We start from the raw sequence: 15897 nt of genomic DNA on the forward strand, positions 1-15897 counted from the left end.
AAAAAGTTCTTAACAGCAACCTTTTTACAGACAATCCGACAAAACCCGCACCAGCTTCTGTGCCCGTGGATCCATCAAGACATAAGGCCCCAGGGTGTTTGTCACAAAACCGAAGGCCACGTCATGTTCCGGGTCAGCAAATCCGATGGAACCGCCCGCTCCCGGATGCCCGAATGCCCGGGCGCCCAGGCCGAAAGTGGCATTGGCGACCTGGGGCTGGTCGAGCATGCATCCCAGGCCGAACCGGGTCTGGGTCAGCAAGGTCTTGTCCATGCCCAGGCTGTGCTCACGGGTCAGCTCTTCGAGCATGTCGGCCTCCAGCAAACTGCCGTCCAGCAAGCCGCTATAGAAACCGGCAAGGCTGCGGGCATTGCCATGGCCATTGGCCGCCGGCTGCTGCATGCGCCGCCACTCGGGTTTATTGGTGCTGGTCATGATAGACGGCGGATTGGTAAAGGCCCGGGTGGTCATCGCCGTGGGCTCGCGCATGGTCACTTGCAACAGGCGCTGGGCCGCGGCATCGCCGACATTGCCCTTGCCACGGGCGATATGCGCGACCCGATGAAACTCCTCGTCAGCCAGCCCCACATGAAAATCCAGCCCCAAAGGCTTGGCCACCCGGGCCACGATCGACTCCCCCGGGCCACGGCCGTCGGCCCGCCGGATCAGTTCCCCCACCAACCAGCCATAGGTGATGGCGGCGTAACCGTGCCCGTCACCCGGCGTCCACCAGGGCTGCTCCGCCGCCAGGGCATCCACCATGGTTTGCCAGTCGTACAGGGCTTCGGGGGGCAGCAACTCACGCAGGGCCGGCAGCCCGGCCTGGTGGCAGAGCAACTGACGCAGGGTAATCGCGGCCTTGCCCGAGGCGGCGAACGCCGGCCAGTAATCGGCCACTGGCGCATCCAGCTTGAGTTTGCCTTCGGCCACCAACTGCAGCGCGGTGACTGCGGTGAAGGTCTTGGTGCAGGAAAACAGGTTGGCGATGGTGTCGCTGTGCCAGGCCTCGGCGCCATCCTTGTCGGCGGTGCCGGCCCAGAGGTCGATGACGGTTTCTCCACCGATCTGGATGCACAACGCCGCGCCGCGCTCCTGGGGATCCTCGAACAATGCCGCGAAGGCCTCGCGTACCGCCTCGAATTTAAGTTCGTAATGACCCTGAATCTGCACCCTGACTCCCCCAGCACATTTGCTCGACAACGAGGCGCGCATTGTTCCAGCCCGTAACGGATTTGGGAACAGCCGACGGGGCTGCGCTCATGACGCCAGGGCCCCCGGCCGATCAGTGACCGTTAGCGGAGTGCCCTCCGGCATGCCCGCCGGTGTCCTTGGCGTCGTGCCCCTTGCCGCCATCAGCAGCGTCATGGGCGGCGGCGCCGGCCTGTTGCGCCTGAACCTGGGCCTTCTGTGCGTCCCTGGCCAGTTGCTCAAGCGCCTGCAGGTTGCTCTTGCGCACAGTGTCGACAAAACCCTGGAACGGCACATCGGTAATGCCCACCAGGCCGAAATGCCCGTTCTCACCGTCCAGCAAGCGCCCGGTCACGGGCTGGTCGAGGTACTGGAACCAATGCACACCGACAATCGACGACTCGCTCAGCGCCTGCTTGAGGAAGTTGGCGTAGGCCGGGCCACGGTCCTCTTCCCGGGCCAGTTCGGTGACACCGCCCCAGAACGGACCGCGATCCCGCGAGCCGAAGTTGAATTCGGTCACCAGTACCGGCTTGTCCAGGCTGCGCAGATAGGCGAAGTCCTGACCATCCTGGGGCTTGAGGGTGTAGAGGTTGAAACTCAGCACATCGCAATACTGGGCACAGGCCGCCACCGCTTCGGGGTTGCTGACGGCAAAACGACCGCCCAGCAGCAGGTGATTGGGGGCATGCCACTTCAGCGAGTCGGCGATGGTCTTGAAATAAGTCTCGGCAAACACCTTCTGGAAATACTTGAAGTCAGCCTCGATTTCCGGGTGTTCGGGGCTCGGCAACGGCGGCACGAAGCCCGGGTCTTCCATCAGTTCCCAGGCCGGCAGATCGATGCCCCAGGCTTTCGACAGGCCCGCCTGATTGCGGTACTTGTCCCGCAGTTGCTTGAGGAAGGCGCGCTTGGCCGGGACGTCGGTGGTCAGGCGCAACGTGCCGTAGGCCAGGGCATAGCGGGCTTTCGGATCGTCCCCCGGACCGGCCCAGGCCAGTTCGTTGTCGGCAAAGTAGCCGATCAGCCAGGGATCGTCGCGATGATCGCGGGCGGCAATGGCCACCGCGCGCTCGGTGGCCATGGCAAAGCGCGGGTCGAAGGGATCGGGCATGCCGCCCCACCAGTCGCTGCCGGTGCTGATACTGGCGTAGTCGCCGACGATGGACAGCGGCAGGGTGTAGGGCACACGGTCAGCCAGCCCCAGGGCCGGCGCGCTCCAGTTGCCGATGGTGTTGAACCCCCAGGCCTGCAGACGATCCAGGGCGTGCTCGACCCAGCGCTTCTCGTCAAACGCCGGCGGCGCGCACGGAACGACCGCTTCCGAAGCCGCAGGCTGGGCTTGGTTGGCGGACGCCCCGTCCGCCGCCGGGTCGTCGTGGGAGCAGGGCTTGCCATACGTGCGCTGCAGGTTGGCCCGGTAGAAGTCGTACCAACGGCCGGCGTTATAGCCACGCCCCTGGTCGGCACCGTTGCCACCGCGGTTGTCGCCCTCGCCGTAATAGGCGGCCAGGGGCTCGCCGTCCTTGGGCAAGGCGCTGAACATCCACTCGCGCCCGGCGACATAGGTCTGGCTGTTGTCCGGGGCCACGGTATTGACCCCCAGGGAGTAGAACGGATGCCCCTGCGGAGTCACCAGGAACCAGCGGCCATCGCGCTTTTCGGTGCGGAAGAAGCCGCTGGCCTTGAAGCTCAGCCCCTGGTTCCAGCCACCGAACTTGTCCAGCGGGGCCTTCTCCCGTTCACCGAGCCAGCCCTTGAGCTGTTGCTGCTCCTTGGCATCGGCCGCCTTGAGCTGATCGTCGCTGCTGACTTTTTCCGGCCAACGGGCCCGGGTCGACTGACCGTAGCCATCCACCAGCGAGCCGTAGACCGCCTTGACCACGCCCTCACCGTCCAGCACGCCGAAGCGCTCGAGAAGGATGCTCTGGGTCGCCTTGGGGTTATCCAGGGACAGGGTGACCGACACCACCTGACTGCGGTCCAGTTGCCCTTCGCTACTGGCCAGCAGAATGCGCTGGCCGTCCACGGTCATCGGCATCGGCGGCGCGGCCTTCATGCCCTGGCTCAGGGGACCGCTGGCCTCCAGGGGCACCAGCAGGGTCTGCGCCGGACCGGCCGGCAGGTCGACGCGGCTGACCAGGGTCTTGCCGTCGTTGCTCTGGATGGTCACGTAGAGGGTCAGGGCCCAGTTCATCGCACTCTGGATGCGCAAGGCCATCATCCCCGACTGCGACCAGTCCCAGGCGCCGCTCTGCGGCGTCAGGCTCAGGCTCGGCTTGGCGGTGGGGTTGAAGGTGATCCGCCGCAGCACTTCGCCCTCGGCCGTCTGCTCCGCATTGGACTGCGGCAGGCTGGCATCTTGTGTCGCCACCTGCACCACGGCGGCAGGTCGGACAAAGTTGAACAGCGTCTGTTGTCCGGCTGGGGCCGCCAGTACCGGCGCGGCAAACAACAGGGCAAATACAGTGGGCAACGAACGGCGAATCATATGAACCTGGCTCTCCCTAAAGGCCGATGAACGGCCGGTGCTGAAGCGGTGACGTGAAATAGACAGCACGGCGCGCAAAGGTGCGCGCCGTGCTCAGGATATTTCTCGGCGAAATGGCGGCAAGGCATTGAGGATAGCCTTGCCATAGCGCTGGGTGACCAGGCGGCGGTCCAGCAGGGTGATGGTGCCGCGGTCCTGTTCGGTGCGCAGCAGGCGACCGCAGGCCTGGACCAGCTTGAGAGACGCATCCGGCACCGAGATCTCCATGAACGGATTGCCGCCCCGGGCCTCGATCCACTCCGCCAGCGCCGCTTCCACTGGATCGTCCGGCACCGAGAACGGGATCTTGGCGATCACCACGTGCTCACAGTAGGCACCGGGCAGGTCCACCCCTTCGGCAAAGCTCGCCAGACCGAACAAGACGCTGGAGTCACCACCGTCGACCCGGGCCTTGTGCTTGTTCAGGGTTTCCTGCTTGGACAGGTTGCCCTGGATGAACACCTGCTTGCGCCAGTCGCGATCCAGGCCGTCGAACACGTCCTGCATCTGCTTGCGCGAGGAGAACAGCACCAGGGTGCCGCGGGAGCCCTCCACCAGCTCCGGCAGGTCGCGGATGATCGCCGCGGTATGCGCTGGCGCATCCCGCGGGTCGGCCCGCAGGTCGGGCACCCGCAGCACCCCGGCATCGGCGTGGTGGAACGGGCTGGGCACCACGGCGGTCACGGCTTTCTTCGGCAGCCCGGCGCGCATGCGGAAACGGTCGAAGGTGCCCAGGGCGGTCAGGGTCGCCGACGTCACCAGGGCGCCGTAGGCCACGTTCCACAGATTGCGCCGGAGCATCTCCGCCGCGAGGATCGGGCTGGCGTTGACCTCGATGTCGAACAGCGAGCCGCTCTCGGCCAGGGTCAGCCAGCGGGCCATGGGCGGGTTGTCTTCCGGGTCCTCGACGGTGAACGCGGTCCACAGCTCCCAGTTGCCCGAGGCCCGGGCCAGCAGGCTGCCGAACAGCGGGTACCACTCTTCGGCCTGGTTGCTGGCGATGCCGATATTGACCTCGCCATCCATGCCTTCCTTGAGCAGCTCGGTGAGACGGGTGAACAGGTCGGTGAGACGGGAGAAGCCTTTTTTCAGCTCGATGCCCATCTCGCGCATGTGCTCGGGAATCAGCCCGCCGACGAAGCGATGACGCGGCCGTTCGCGGCCTTCCATGTCTTCGCCGGTCTTGAAGTCGGCGATCTGCTCGCAAGCGCTGAACATGAACTGCTGCTGGGTCTTGATCTCCCGCGCCAGCTCCGGCACTTGCTCGATCAGGCGCCCCAGGTCGCCCGGCAGCGGGTGCTGGGCCAGCAGCTTGGTGAGGTTCTTGGCGGTCTGCTCCAGCCAGTCGGCGGTGGAGCGCAGCCGGGTGTAATGGGCAAAGTGGCCGATGGCCTTGTCCGGCAAGTGGTGGCCTTCGTCGAACACATAAAGGGTGTCGCGCGGGTCCGGCAGCACGGCGCCGCCGCCCAGGGCCAGGTCGGCCAGGACCATGTCGTGGTTGGTGACAATCACGTCGACCTTGCCCATGCCTTCGCGGGCCTTGTAGAAGGCGCACTGGCCAAAGTTCGGGCAATGGCGGTTGGTGCACTGGCTGTGATCGGTGGTCAGGCGCGCCCAGTCAGCGTCTTCCAAGGCCGTGGGCCAGCTGTCGCGGTCACCGTCCCATTTATTCCCGGCGAGCTTCTCGATCATGCTGGTGAACAGCTTCTGGCTGGCCTCATCCACTTCGATCTTGAAGCCTTCTTCCTCGAACAGCTGGGCCGTGGCGGTCTGCGCGTGGCCTTCCTGAAGCAGCATGTCGAGCTTGGACAGGCACATGTAGCGCCCCCGGCCCTTGGCCAGGGAAAAGCTGAAGTTCAGCCCGCTGTTGCGCATCAGGTCCGGCAGGTCCTTGTAGACGATCTGTTCCTGCAGGGCGACGGTGGCGGTGGCGATCACCAGGCGCTTGCCGGCGGCCTTGGCCGTGGGAATCGCCGCCAGGCTGTAGGCCACGGTCTTGCCGGTGCCGGTGCCGGCTTCCACCGCGACCACCGCCGGGTCGCCACTGCGCCGGCCTTCGTCGTCGGTGTCGATATCACCCAGGACCTTGGCCACTTCGGCGATCATCAGGCGCTGGCCATAACGCGGCTTGAGGCTCTTGGCTTCGAGAAAACGCGAATAGGCGCCCTGGATCGTGGTTTTGAGTTCGTTGCTGATCATGGTTTTTCGGGCGCACAAAACGCTGGATAAATTTTCAGTGGTTCGAATCGGCCGCTATCATACCCCGCTAATTCATGTCGCGCAGAACGGAGTACCCGAATGACCGCTTTCGCCCTTGCCTACACCCTGCATGTGCTGGCCGCCCTGGTTTGGGTCGGCGGCATGTTTTTCGCCTGGATGGTCCTGCGCCCCGCGGCCGTGGCGGCCCTTGAGGGACCGGCTCGACTGCAGCTCTGGACGCAAGTGTTTCCGCGTTTTTTCGTCTGGGTCTGGGCGGCGGTGGTGCTGTTGCCGATCAGCGGTATCGGCCTGCTGCATTTGCGCTTCAGCGGCTTTGAAACCGCGCCCAAGTATGTGCAGATCATGATGGGGCTGTATCTGGTGATGACCGCCCTGTTCATCCGCATCCAGTCCCTGCAACTGCCGGAACTGCGCAAGGCCGTGGCGGCGCAGGACTGGCCGGCCGGCGCCGCGGCGCTGGGCAAGATCCGCCGGCTGGTGGGCAGCAACCTGATCATCGGCCTGGTGCTGGTGGCCCTGGCCGCGGCCCGACCGACCTTCTGAATGCAAGCGCCCGCTACATGAGCGGGCGCCTGGTAAACCGCGGCCTCAAGCCGCCTGTTACAAACGCTGGACCGTCAACGAGCCCGCTTCTCCCGCGGGCCCTGGCTGGCCTTGAGCGCCGGGACGTCCACTCTTGCCGCCGTCGGTGCGATACACCAGGCAGCCCTTGGACTTGCCCCCGGCCCCCGGCTTGCCGCCGGCACCGGCCAGGCCACCGGCACCGCCATCGACCAGCACCTTGATCTGCTCGCCGGGGAAGTCGCGGGGCAACTCAAGCCGGACCTGGGCGCCCGCCGCCCCTGGTCGTCCGTTGCCGCCGTTGTCACCATCGGCGCCGCGACCGGCCTGGCCCCAGGTGCACCCCGGCTCCTCGCCATTGGCGCCGTCGAGGCCGACATAGCCGGGAACACCGGCACCGCCTCGAGCGTCCACCGACAAGGTCTCGGCCTTCAGGGATTCGAACCGCAGGTTCAGATTGCGCCCCGGCTTGGGCGCCTTTTCATAGGTGCCCGGCGCGCCGCGGGAGCTGATCTGGCTGCCGCTGTCCAGCTCTGCACGCCGGACAATCAATTGCAGGCTTGGCCCGGTGGGCACGATGGCGATCCGCGCCTCGCGCCCCAGGTGCAGCTCATCGACCTTGAGCTCGGTGACATTGGCCGGAATCAGCAAGGTGCCGTAGTCGGCCACGTCGAGGCGCTCCAACTGCAGGGTGCTGGCGGTATTGGGCAGGCGCATGAAGGAGTTGCTTTCGACCTGCACCACCTGGGCCACGGCCAGGGGACTGCAGAACAGGGCCAGCAGGCAGAGCTTACGCATGATCGGTCTCGACAGCAGGAGCAGCAGCGGGAAGGGTTTGCAGGTGGAAGATGCCCACGAGCAGGATTTGCCAACGATCACGCCAGGGATGCGGACGGTCCTTGAGGCTGCCATTGAACAGCAGCAGTTCCAGCAGATGGGTCAACAGCAACAGACTGCCCGCCAGATTGACCAGCAGGTGCAATGGATTGATCAATGGCTTGGCCAGATTGATCAGCACCACCAGCCAAAAAACCAAGGTCAGACATTTACCCATCCCCCACAAGAACTTCATACGCTCCCCTCGTGAATTATTCTTTGCGCGCACAGTAACGATTTATCCCGGGGGGACGCCAGAGGAGGATGAAAATTCTTGCCCAAGCCTCTGTTTAGCCGCTCGATCGACGAGGATCACTCGCCACGGCCGAACTCGGCGGAGAGATGAAGAACACCGGGAAGACAGGCGCCGACCTGGACACCCATGCCCAGCGCCGGGAGCCGAAACGACCCTGCGCGGCAGTGGCGCCGCGCAGGTCATGGGTTTCAGCGGTTGATCTGAATCTCCGTGCGACGGTTCATGGCTCGGCCTTCGGCGGTCTTGTTGTCCGCCACCGGCTTGCTTTCACCAGCGCCGGTCACCGAGACGAAGCTGTTGCGTGGAATGCCGTTGCTGATCAGGTACTCCACCACCGAGTGGGCCCGTTTTTCCGAGAGCTTCTGGTTGTAGGCGTCGCTGCCGACGCTGTCGGTGTGGCCGGTCACTCGCAGTTGCGCGCTCGGCGCCTCCTGTTTCAGGCGGGTGACGATGGTATTGAGCTTGGACTTGTCGGCGTCGGTCAGCTTGGCCGAGTCGAAATGGAAGTACACGTCGCGAATGACGATGGTTTCTTCCTTGACCACGACCACCTCTTCCACCACCGGTGGCGGTGGTGGGCAGCCGTTGGCATCGACCTTCACGCCCCTTGGGGTATGCGGGCACTTGTCACGGCTGTCCGGCACACCATCGCCGTCCTCGTCGCCATCACCTTTTACCCAGCAATAGGCGCCGGCCAGGCCACCGACCAGCAACGCGCCACCGCCCGCCCACGAGGAGCTTTCGGTGGCGCCCAGCGCCGCGCCCGTGACACCGCCCACCGCGGCACAGATCGGCCAGTCGGTTTTCTGCAAACCTGCACAACCAGTCAACACACTGGTTAACAGAACCAAGGGTACTGCCGTCCGAATGATGCTCATCTGATTTCTCCTGAGGGATCGGCTCAAGGCCGATTCACGGAGTAAAGACCCCGGCAATGATCTGCGCCAGCACCGGGCCATCGCCGGTTTCACCCCGTAAACACGGGGGCGTCGCGTAATAAGTGGTGAACCGCTCTAGGCCCGAGGGTGGCGGCACGCTAGTCTTGGGCGTTCTGATCGAGGAGCTAAGATGAGCGCCGGCATTTCTACTCGCACACCCCAGCAGGCCCTGGCGGCCCTGCTGGATCGCTATGCACCGCAACAGCTGCTGCTGATCGGCGCCAGCGACTTCCCGGCCCTGACGGCCTTCAAGGACGCCCACCCCGGTACTCAGGTCGCTCAGGCGGCGCCTGGCCCCCTGCCCGCGGAGCTGGCGGCCCGGCGTTTCGACCTGGCCCTGGCGGTGGACTGCCTGGAGCATTTGCCCAAGCGCGACGGCCTGAACCTGCTGGGGGGCATCCGCAACCTCAATGCCAGTCGGATCGCGGTACTGGCCGACCTGTCCGCCTGCGGCTGGCAGGAAACCGACTTTTTCTCCCTGGCCCTGCAGGCCAGCGAACGCTTCCAGCGGGAACAGCAGGTACTGACCCTGTTTACCTATGATCTGCTTGAATACAAACAGGTGCCCGACTGGCTCAATTCACGCTTCTGGGCGAACCCGGAAAACTTTGGAAAGTATTGGTGGTAAGACGATGAGCGCCTCGATTTGTCCCTGCGGCAGCGGCAACCTGCTGGATGCCTGCTGCGGCCACTACCATGCCGGCCATCCCGCGCCCTGCGCCGAGGCCTTGATGCGTTCGCGCTACAGCGCCTACGTGCTGGGCCAGGTGGATTACCTGCTGGCCACTACCCTGCCGGCGCAGCAGGCCGGGCTGGATCGCCAGTCCATCAGCGACTGGAGCGCGCAAAGCACCTGGCTGGGACTGCAAGTGGAAAGCTCGGAGGTCTTCGGTGGCCAGCCGGAGCACGCCTTCGTCACCTTCACCGCTCGCTGGCACGACAGCCAGGGCGAGCACAGCCACCGTGAGCGCTCGTCCTTCGTGCAGAACCAGGGACGCTGGTACTTCATCGATCCGACGGTCCCTCTCAAGGCCGGACGCAACGACGCCTGCCCTTGTGGCAGCGGGCAAAAATTCAAGAAGTGCTGCGCCAGCTACTTCACCCGCTGAACCAGGAATGTCCAGAGGCCCAGGACGGGCCCGGGGAATTCAAAGGGAGTCCTGCCATGATCGTTGAACTACGCATCCTTCGAAGCCTCTGCCTGCTCGGACTGTTGAGCCTGTCGGGGTGCGTGTCCTGGTTCACCGCTGAGGAACAGGATCCCGCGGTGCATCTGGTGAAAGTCGAGGTGGTGAAAGCCAACCTGCTGGAACAGCGCTTCACCCTGCACCTGCGGGTGGACAACCCCAACGACAGCGACCTGACCGTGCGCCGCCTGACTTACCGGGTCTACCTGGAGCGCTTCCTGCTCAGCGAGGGCGAGCACGAGCACTGGTTCACCGTCACGCCCCACAGCAGCCGCTTCTTCAAGGTGCCGGTACGCACCAACCTGTGGCCGCAGATCCGCGACGTGGTGAAACTGCTGCGCAAGCCGGAACGCCCCATTCCCTATCGCCTGGAGGGCGAACTGGAAATCGGATTATTCATCGGCAAGGACGTGCACCTGAAGCGCAATGGCGTGATAATTCCCGGCGATTTTATTCCGGAGTAACCCGCAATGACCCAGCAACCTCATGTCCATGGCCCTGACTGCAACCACGATCATGACCACCACGATCACGACCATGGCCATGTTCACGGCCCGCACTGCAACCACGCGCACCAGGAGCCGGTGCGCAACGCGCTGAAGGACGTTGGCCGCAACGACCCTTGCCCTTGCGGCAGCAGCAAGAAGTTCAAGAAGTGCCACGGCGCTTGATCTGAGCCCGGACCAGACTGCCAGGGCGCTACGCCGTCAGCGGCAGCGCGGCCCGATCTCTGCGGCCAGGAGCTGTTCCTGGCTCAGGACGGTGGCGTACTCGCCCTGCAGATTGGCCAGCGACATGGCATGCACCTCCTCGGCAGTGCGGGCCCGACCGGCCACGGAACGGGTCTGTACCCTGGTCGAGCAGGTCAATCCTGCCACCTGAGCATCACTCTGCAGGAGCCGGCTTGCCAGGACGGTGCAAGCCGATAAAACCTGTTCGCCGGCAAGCCGGCTCCTACGCGCTCTGGCCACTGTCGACGTACCGGCGCTGGCTATTTGCAGCACCATCAAGAAATACCTCCTGCCCCCGCTTGCGCGGCACTCGCCCGCTCACTAACGTAGCGCCTTTATCGACGTTACCCCCCCGCAGGAGCTTGACCATGGCCTCGCCAGCCCTTTCACATTTTCTTCCCCGGCTCGGCGTTGCCGCGGCTGTGGCCGGTGCCTTGAGCCTGGCCGGTTGCCAGTCCTGGAACTCACAGAGCAGCCTGCCCCCGACGTCTGGCGTGCAGCCTCTCAAGGGCCTGGCGCAGAACGTCTCGGTGCGCCGCAACGCGGTGGGCGTGCCGCTGATCGAAAGCAGCAGCTTCCATGACGCGCTGTTCACCCTGGGCTACGTGCACGCCAGCGACCGCATCGGCGAAATGGTCACCCTGCGCCTGCTGGCCCAGGGCCGCCTGGCCGAGATGTACGGCGCCGAGGTGCTGGATGTCGACCGCCTGATGCGCGCGGTGAATCTGAAGAAAAGCGCCGACGAGCTATACAAGGCCTCGTCGCCACGGATCAAGCGCTTCTTCGAAGTCTACGCCCGGGGGGTCAACGCCTACCTGTTCCGCTATCGCGACAAGCTGCCGCCGGATCTGGCGGCGACTGGCTATACCCCCGAGTACTGGAAGGCCGAGGACTCGGCGCTGATCTTCTGCCTGCTGAATTTCGGCCAGTCCGCCAACCTGCTGGAAGAGATCAACGCCCTGGTCCTGGCGCAAAAGGTCGGCAGCGACAAGCTGCCGTGGCTGACGCCGAGCTACCCCGATGAACCCTTGCCGCTGGCCGAGGCCGACAAACTCAAGGGGCTGAACCTCACCATTCCCGGGCTGAACGAAGTCAGCCGTGCCGCCAACCGCATGGCCCAGCTCAACAGCCTGGGCGTGCGCGGCGGCAGCAACCTGGCCATCGCCCCGCAGCGCAGCCGCACCGGCCGCAGCCTGCTGGCCGTCGACAGCCACCTGCCCGCCTGGTACTACGCGCAGATCCGCGCACCGAAGTACCAGGCCGCCGGTGCCTCCATCGCCGGTTTGCCAGCGATTCTCCAGGGCTTCAACGGCAAGGTGGCCTGGAGCCTGAGTTCGGTGGAAGGCGACAACCAGGACCTGTTCCTGGAGAAACTCAAACGCCAGGGCAACGCCCTGTACTACCAGAACAACGGTAAATGGCAGCCGGTGGCCGTGCGCAACGAAACCTATTTCGTCAAAGGCCAGCGGCCGATTCGCGAAGCGGTGTATGAAACCCGCCACGGCCCGTTGCTCAACAGCGCCCTGGGCGCGGCTTCGGGCAGCGGTTTCGGCCTGGCCCTGCAAACGCCGGAGCTCAAGGACGACAAGACCCTGGACGCCTTCTTCGACCTGTCCCGGGCGCAGAACGTCGAGAAAGCCTCGGACGCCAGCCGGGAAATCCGCGCCATCGCCCTGAACATGGTGTTCGCCGATGCCAGCAACATCGGCTGGCAGGTCACCGGGCGCTTCCCCAACCGTCGCGAAGGCGAAGGCCTGCTGCCTTCCCCGGGCTGGGACGGCCGCTACGACTGGGACGGCTACGCCGACCCGATGCTCCACCCCTATGACCAGGACCCGCCCCAGGGCTGGATCGCCACCGCCAACCAGCGGGTGATTTCCCGCGGCTACGGCATGCAGTTGTCCAACTCCTGGCAGGCCCCGGAACGGGCCGAGCGCATGGCCGAACTGGCCTCCAGCGGCAAGCAGGACAACCGCAGCCTGATCGCCCTGCAATACGACCAGAGCACCCTGTTCGCCGCCAAGCTGAAGAAGATGTTCGAAGCCCCGGGCATGGCTCAATCACTGAAGAAGGCCATCGAGGCATTGCCCGATGCCGACCGCGCCAAGGCCCGGGAGGCCTACAGCCGCCTGCTGGCGTTCGATGGCAAGGTCACTGCCGGCTCAGCCGACGCGGCGCTGTACGAATTGTTCCTGCAGGAAAGCGCCAAGCAGATCTTCCTCGACAAACTGGGCCCGGAATCCGGCAGCGCCTGGCAGGCCTTCGTCGCCAACGGCAACCTGTCCTACTCAGCCCAGGCCGACCACCTGCTGGGTCAGGAAGACAGCCCGTTCTGGGACGATTCGCGCAGCGCGCAAAAGGAAGACAAACCGGCGATCCTCGCCCGCAGCCTGGTGGCAGCCATCAATGCCGGCGAGCAACTGCTGGGAGCCGACCGCAAGGCCTGGCAATGGGGCAAGCTGCACAGCTACTCATGGACCAGCAGCAGTGGCCGGCAGATCCGCGCCCCGATGCAGGCCGGAGGCGATCACAACACCCTCAACAGCGCCGCTTACCATTGGGGGCAGGACTTCGTCATCCGCGACACCCCGGCCCTGCGCTTGATCGTGGATTTCGGCCTCAGCGAACCCTTGATGGGCCTCAACAGCAGCGGCCAGTCCGGCAACCCGGCAAGCCCGAACTACGCCAATGGCATCGACGGCTGGCTCAAGGCCCAATACCTGAGCCTGCCGATGCAGCCGCAGAACTTCGAGCGCAGCTACGGCAAGACCCGCCTGACCCTGGTTCCGGGCAAGTAAGCGCCCGACACTCTGCCACCCGCTTGCCCATCCGGTGCAAGCGGGCCTGCCCCAAAACGAACAACCCGCCCCCGCCGCCTGCGCTACGCCCCAGCGTGATCCCCAAGCCAGCGCCTCCGGCGATCGACTGTGCACCTTGCACCCTATTGGCGCCCGCGCCAAAACACGCCCCATTTCAGCGCGCGCCAGCCCTGAAGCCGGCACCCCAAGGGTTTTAAAACACTTGTTCGGGACTCTGGTTCGGAAATTGCTACTTTCAATATGTCTTATGCGTTCCAGTAACAGTACTCATGCGCCACAAGCGCTCATATTGGTTCTTAGGGATTGAATAATGAAAAAAGCATTGCTGACCCTTTCCGCACTGGCTCTCTGCATGGCCGCCGGCTCCGCGCTGGCCAAGGAATACAAGGAACTGCGCTTTGGCGTCGACCCGTCCTATGCACCCTTCGAATCCAAGGCCGCCGACGGCAGCCTGGTGGGCTTCGACATCGACCTGGGCAATGCCATCTGCGCTGAGCTGAAGGTCAAGTGCAAATGGGTCGAAAGTGACTTCGACGGCATGATTCCCGGCCTCAAAGCCAACAAGTTCGACGGTGTGATCTCTTCCATGACCGTGACCCCGGCCCGCGAAAAAGTCATCGATTTCTCCAGCGAGCTGTTCTCCGGTCCCACCTCGTTCGTGTTCAAGAAGGGCTCGGGCCTGAGCGCAGACACCGCCTCGCTCAAGGGCAAGACCGTGGGCTATGAGCAGGGCACCATTCAGGAAGCCTATGCCAAGGCCGTACTGGACAAGGCCGGGGTCAAGACCCAGGCCTATCAGAACCAGGACCAGGTCTACGCCGACCTGACTTCCGGGCGCCTCGACGCCTCGATCCAGGACATGCTGCAAGCCGAGCTGGGCTTCCTCAAATCGCCACAGGGCGCGGACTACGAAGTCAGCAAGCCGGTGGAAGACCCCCTGCTGCCGGCCAAGACCGCCGTCGGTATCTCGAAAGGTAACAAAGAGCTGAAAGCGCTCCTGGATAAAGGTATCAAAGCGTTACACGATGATGGCACCTACGCCACCATCCAGAAAAAACACTTCGGTGACCTGAACCTCTACAGCGGTAAATAACCGGTCGGCGCCCATCTTCGATGGGCGCCTTTTTTATCGCGACGGGTCACTGATCGATGCTCGAAGAACTTCTAAAAAACCTGGGGCTTTCCGCCTTCAGCCTGAAGGGTTTCGGCCCCCTGCTGCTGGAAGGCACCTGGATGACCATCAAATTGTCGGTGTTGTCGCTCCTGGTCAGCGTCCTGCTCGGCCTGATCGGCGCCAGCGCCAAACTCTCCAGCCTGGCCTTGCTGCGGGTTCCGGCCCAGCTCTACACCACCCTGATCCGCGGCGTGCCGGACCTGGTGCTGATGCTGCTGATTTTCTACAGCCTGCAGACCTGGCTGACCTCCTTCACCGATTTCATGGAGTGGGAATACATCGAGATCAACCCCTTCAGCGCCGGGGTGATCACCCTGGGCTTCATCTATGGCGCCTACTTCACCGAAACCTTTCGCGGGGCGATCCTGGCGGTGCCCCGGGGCCAGGTGGAAGCGGCCACCGCCTATGGCCTCAAACGCGGCCAGCGCTTTCGCTTCGTGGTCTTCCCGCAGATGATGCGCTTCGCCCTGCCGGGCATCGGCAACAACTGGATGGTGATGCTCAAGGCCACGGCCCTGGTGTCGATCATCGGCCTGGCCGACCTGGTCAAGGCCGCCCAGGACGCCGGCAAGAGCACCTATCAGCTGTTCTACTTTCTGGTCCTGGCGGCGCTGATCTACCTGTTGATCACCAGCGCCTCCAACGTTGTCCTGCGCAAGCTTGAACGGCGTTACGCCGCCGGCGCCCGGGAGGCCGTGCGATGATCGAACTCCTGCAGGAATACTGGCGTCCCTTCCTTTACAGCGACGGTTACCACATGACCGGGCTGGCCATGACCATGTGGCTGCTCACAGCGTCGATCTGCATTGGCTTTCTGGTGTCGATCCCGCTGTCCATCGCCCGGGTTTCACCCAAGCGCTACATCCGCTGGCCGGTGCAGTTCTACACCTACCTGTTTCGCGGCACGCCGCTCTATATCCAGTTGCTGATCTGCTACACCGGGATCTACAGCATCGCCGCGATCCGCGCGCAACCGCTGCTGGATGCGTTCTTTCGCGACGCGATGAACTGCACCATCCTCGCCTTCGCCCTGAACACCTGTGCCTACACCACGGAAATTTTCGCCGGGGCGATCCGCAGCATGGCCCACGGCGAAGTCGAAGCGGCCAAGGCCTACGGCCTGAGCGGCTGGAAGCTGTATGCCTACGTGATCATGCCCTCGGCCCTGCGCCGCTCGCTGCCTTACTACAGCAACGAAGTGATCCTGATGCTGCACTCCACCACGGTGGCCTTCACCGCGACCATTCCCGACATTCTGAAAATCGCCCGGGACGCCAACTCGGCGACCTTCCTGACCTTTCAGTCGTTCGGTATTGCCGCCCTCATCTACCTGTGCGTGACCTTCACCCTGGTGGGTCTGTTCCGTCTCGCCGAGCGCCGCTGGCTGGCCTTTCTCGGACCGACCCACTAGGACTTG

At 64.2% G+C, this 15897-nt stretch carries 15 protein-coding genes and 1 pseudogene; 9 read left to right on the forward strand and 7 right to left on the reverse strand.

The annotated features are described in order from the left end of the window. Positions 1 to 24: 24 nt before the first annotated feature. The 3 genes from GGI48_RS08240 to dinG all read right to left on the reverse strand — a co-directional run bounded on the left by GGI48_RS08240 (position 25) and on the right by dinG (position 5917). A complete protein-coding gene (locus GGI48_RS08240) occupies positions 25 to 1170 on the reverse strand; it encodes a serine hydrolase domain-containing protein (protein WP_047302172.1) in 1146 nt (381 codons plus the stop codon). A gap of 112 nt (positions 1171 to 1282) precedes the next feature. Beyond that, positions 1283 to 3679 carry a beta-galactosidase gene (locus GGI48_RS08245; RefSeq protein ID WP_179597826.1) on the reverse strand — a complete coding sequence of 799 codons (2397 nt, stop codon included), beginning with the start codon at positions 3677 to 3679 and terminating at the stop codon, positions 1283 to 1285. Between the two features lie 93 nt (positions 3680 to 3772). Beyond that, positions 3773 to 5917, reverse strand: coding sequence for an ATP-dependent DNA helicase DinG (dinG, locus tag GGI48_RS08250; protein ID WP_016965278.1), 2145 nt, complete (start codon positions 5915 to 5917; stop codon positions 3773 to 3775). Between the two features lie 99 nt (positions 5918 to 6016). Between dinG and GGI48_RS08255 the strand changes: the two genes are divergently transcribed. Further along, a complete protein-coding gene (locus tag GGI48_RS08255) occupies positions 6017 to 6481 on the forward strand; it encodes a CopD family protein (protein WP_047302168.1) in 465 nt (154 codons plus the stop codon). Positions 6482 to 6538: 57 nt separating this feature from the next. Here GGI48_RS08255 and GGI48_RS08260 read toward each other — a convergent pair whose 3' ends face one another. From GGI48_RS08260 to GGI48_RS08270, 3 genes are all read right to left on the reverse strand, one after another. Then, a complete protein-coding gene (locus GGI48_RS08260; protein ID WP_179597828.1) occupies positions 6539 to 7297 on the reverse strand; it encodes a collagen-like protein in 759 nt (252 codons plus the stop codon). Further along, the gene (locus GGI48_RS08265) at positions 7290 to 7571 is read right to left on the reverse strand and encodes a DUF1145 domain-containing protein (protein WP_016965280.1); all 282 of its coding nucleotides are present in this window, start codon (positions 7569 to 7571) and stop codon (positions 7290 to 7292) included. The genes GGI48_RS08260 and GGI48_RS08265 overlap by 8 nt, the downstream gene beginning before the upstream one ends. A gap of 248 nt (positions 7572 to 7819) precedes the next feature. Continuing rightward, a complete protein-coding gene (locus GGI48_RS08270; protein WP_016965281.1) occupies positions 7820 to 8509 on the reverse strand; it encodes an OmpA family protein in 690 nt (229 codons plus the stop codon). A 190-nt stretch (positions 8510 to 8699) separates the two neighbouring features. Here GGI48_RS08270 and GGI48_RS08275 point away from each other — a divergent pair, with 190 nt between their 5' ends. From GGI48_RS08275 to GGI48_RS08290, 4 genes are read left to right on the forward strand one after another with little or no spacing between them, the layout of a single operon-like run. Beyond that, the gene (locus GGI48_RS08275) at positions 8700 to 9197 is read left to right on the forward strand and encodes a DUF6231 family protein (protein ID WP_016965282.1); all 498 of its coding nucleotides are present in this window, start codon (positions 8700 to 8702) and stop codon (positions 9195 to 9197) included. Positions 9198 to 9201: 4 nt separating this feature from the next. Then, complete coding sequence (locus GGI48_RS08280) at positions 9202 to 9678, forward strand: YchJ family protein (RefSeq protein ID WP_047302164.1); 477 nt, start codon at positions 9202 to 9204, stop codon at positions 9676 to 9678. A 56-nt stretch (positions 9679 to 9734) separates the two neighbouring features. Next, complete coding sequence (locus GGI48_RS08285) at positions 9735 to 10220, forward strand: LEA type 2 family protein (protein WP_016965284.1); 486 nt, start codon at positions 9735 to 9737, stop codon at positions 10218 to 10220. A 6-nt stretch (positions 10221 to 10226) separates the two neighbouring features. Beyond that, on the forward strand, positions 10227 to 10427 hold the full coding sequence (locus GGI48_RS08290; RefSeq protein WP_007923047.1) for an SEC-C metal-binding domain-containing protein: 201 nt from the start codon (positions 10227 to 10229) through the stop codon (positions 10425 to 10427). Positions 10428 to 10463: 36 nt separating this feature from the next. Here the strand turns inward: GGI48_RS08290 and GGI48_RS08295 are convergent. After that, a pseudogene (locus GGI48_RS08295) lies at positions 10464 to 10589 on the reverse strand (cysteine hydrolase); the annotation flags it as partial. 266 nt (positions 10590 to 10855) lie between these two features. On the opposite strand from GGI48_RS08295, the gene GGI48_RS08300 reads away from it, so the two are divergent. From GGI48_RS08300 to GGI48_RS08315, 4 genes are all read left to right on the forward strand, one after another. Further along, a complete protein-coding gene (locus tag GGI48_RS08300; RefSeq protein ID WP_179597830.1) occupies positions 10856 to 13285 on the forward strand; it encodes a penicillin acylase family protein in 2430 nt (809 codons plus the stop codon). Positions 13286 to 13616: 331 nt separating this feature from the next. Continuing rightward, positions 13617 to 14399: a transporter substrate-binding domain-containing protein gene (locus GGI48_RS08305; protein WP_016965524.1), complete on the forward strand. Its 783-nt coding sequence runs from the start codon at positions 13617 to 13619 to the stop codon at positions 14397 to 14399. Positions 14400 to 14455: 56 nt separating this feature from the next. Continuing rightward, the gene (locus tag GGI48_RS08310) at positions 14456 to 15184 is read left to right on the forward strand and encodes an ABC transporter permease (RefSeq protein ID WP_016965525.1); all 729 of its coding nucleotides are present in this window, start codon (positions 14456 to 14458) and stop codon (positions 15182 to 15184) included. Beyond that, the gene (locus tag GGI48_RS08315; RefSeq protein ID WP_016965526.1) at positions 15181 to 15891 is read left to right on the forward strand and encodes an ABC transporter permease; all 711 of its coding nucleotides are present in this window, start codon (positions 15181 to 15183) and stop codon (positions 15889 to 15891) included. Before GGI48_RS08310 ends, GGI48_RS08315 begins: the two co-directional genes overlap by 4 nt. The last annotated feature ends 6 nt before the right edge of the window (positions 15892 to 15897 follow it).

Source organism: Pseudomonas protegens, assembly GCF_013407925.2.
GTDB classification, from domain to species: domain Bacteria; phylum Pseudomonadota; class Gammaproteobacteria; order Pseudomonadales; family Pseudomonadaceae; genus Aquipseudomonas; species Aquipseudomonas fluorescens_AP.

Excerpts from the sequence above, each read along its gene's own strand:
- GGI48_RS08315 (WP_016965526.1), top strand. The coding sequence starts at position 15,181 with ATGATCGAACTCCTGCAGGAATACTGGCGTCCCTTCCTTTACAGCGAC.
- GGI48_RS08305 (WP_016965524.1), top strand. The coding sequence starts at position 13,617 with ATGAAAAAAGCATTGCTGACCCTTTCCGCACTGGCTCTCTGCATGGCC.
- GGI48_RS08275 (WP_016965282.1), top strand. The coding sequence starts at position 8,700 with ATGAGCGCCGGCATTTCTACTCGCACACCCCAGCAGGCCCTGGCGGCC.
- GGI48_RS08265 (WP_016965280.1), bottom strand. The coding sequence starts at position 7,571 with ATGAAGTTCTTGTGGGGGATGGGTAAATGTCTGACCTTGGTTTTTTGG.
- GGI48_RS08310 (WP_016965525.1), top strand. The coding sequence starts at position 14,456 with ATGCTCGAAGAACTTCTAAAAAACCTGGGGCTTTCCGCCTTCAGCCTG.
- GGI48_RS08285 (WP_016965284.1), top strand. The coding sequence starts at position 9,735 with ATGATCGTTGAACTACGCATCCTTCGAAGCCTCTGCCTGCTCGGACTG.
- GGI48_RS08300 (WP_179597830.1), top strand. The coding sequence starts at position 10,856 with ATGGCCTCGCCAGCCCTTTCACATTTTCTTCCCCGGCTCGGCGTTGCC.
- dinG (WP_016965278.1), bottom strand. The coding sequence starts at position 5,917 with ATGATCAGCAACGAACTCAAAACCACGATCCAGGGCGCCTATTCGCGT.
- GGI48_RS08270 (WP_016965281.1), bottom strand. The coding sequence starts at position 8,509 with ATGAGCATCATTCGGACGGCAGTACCCTTGGTTCTGTTAACCAGTGTG.
- GGI48_RS08280 (WP_047302164.1), top strand. The coding sequence starts at position 9,202 with ATGAGCGCCTCGATTTGTCCCTGCGGCAGCGGCAACCTGCTGGATGCC.
- GGI48_RS08260 (WP_179597828.1), bottom strand. The coding sequence starts at position 7,297 with ATGCGTAAGCTCTGCCTGCTGGCCCTGTTCTGCAGTCCCCTGGCCGTG.
- GGI48_RS08255 (WP_047302168.1), top strand. The coding sequence starts at position 6,017 with ATGACCGCTTTCGCCCTTGCCTACACCCTGCATGTGCTGGCCGCCCTG.
- GGI48_RS08290 (WP_007923047.1), top strand. The coding sequence starts at position 10,227 with ATGACCCAGCAACCTCATGTCCATGGCCCTGACTGCAACCACGATCAT.
- GGI48_RS08245 (WP_179597826.1), bottom strand. The coding sequence starts at position 3,679 with ATGATTCGCCGTTCGTTGCCCACTGTATTTGCCCTGTTGTTTGCCGCG.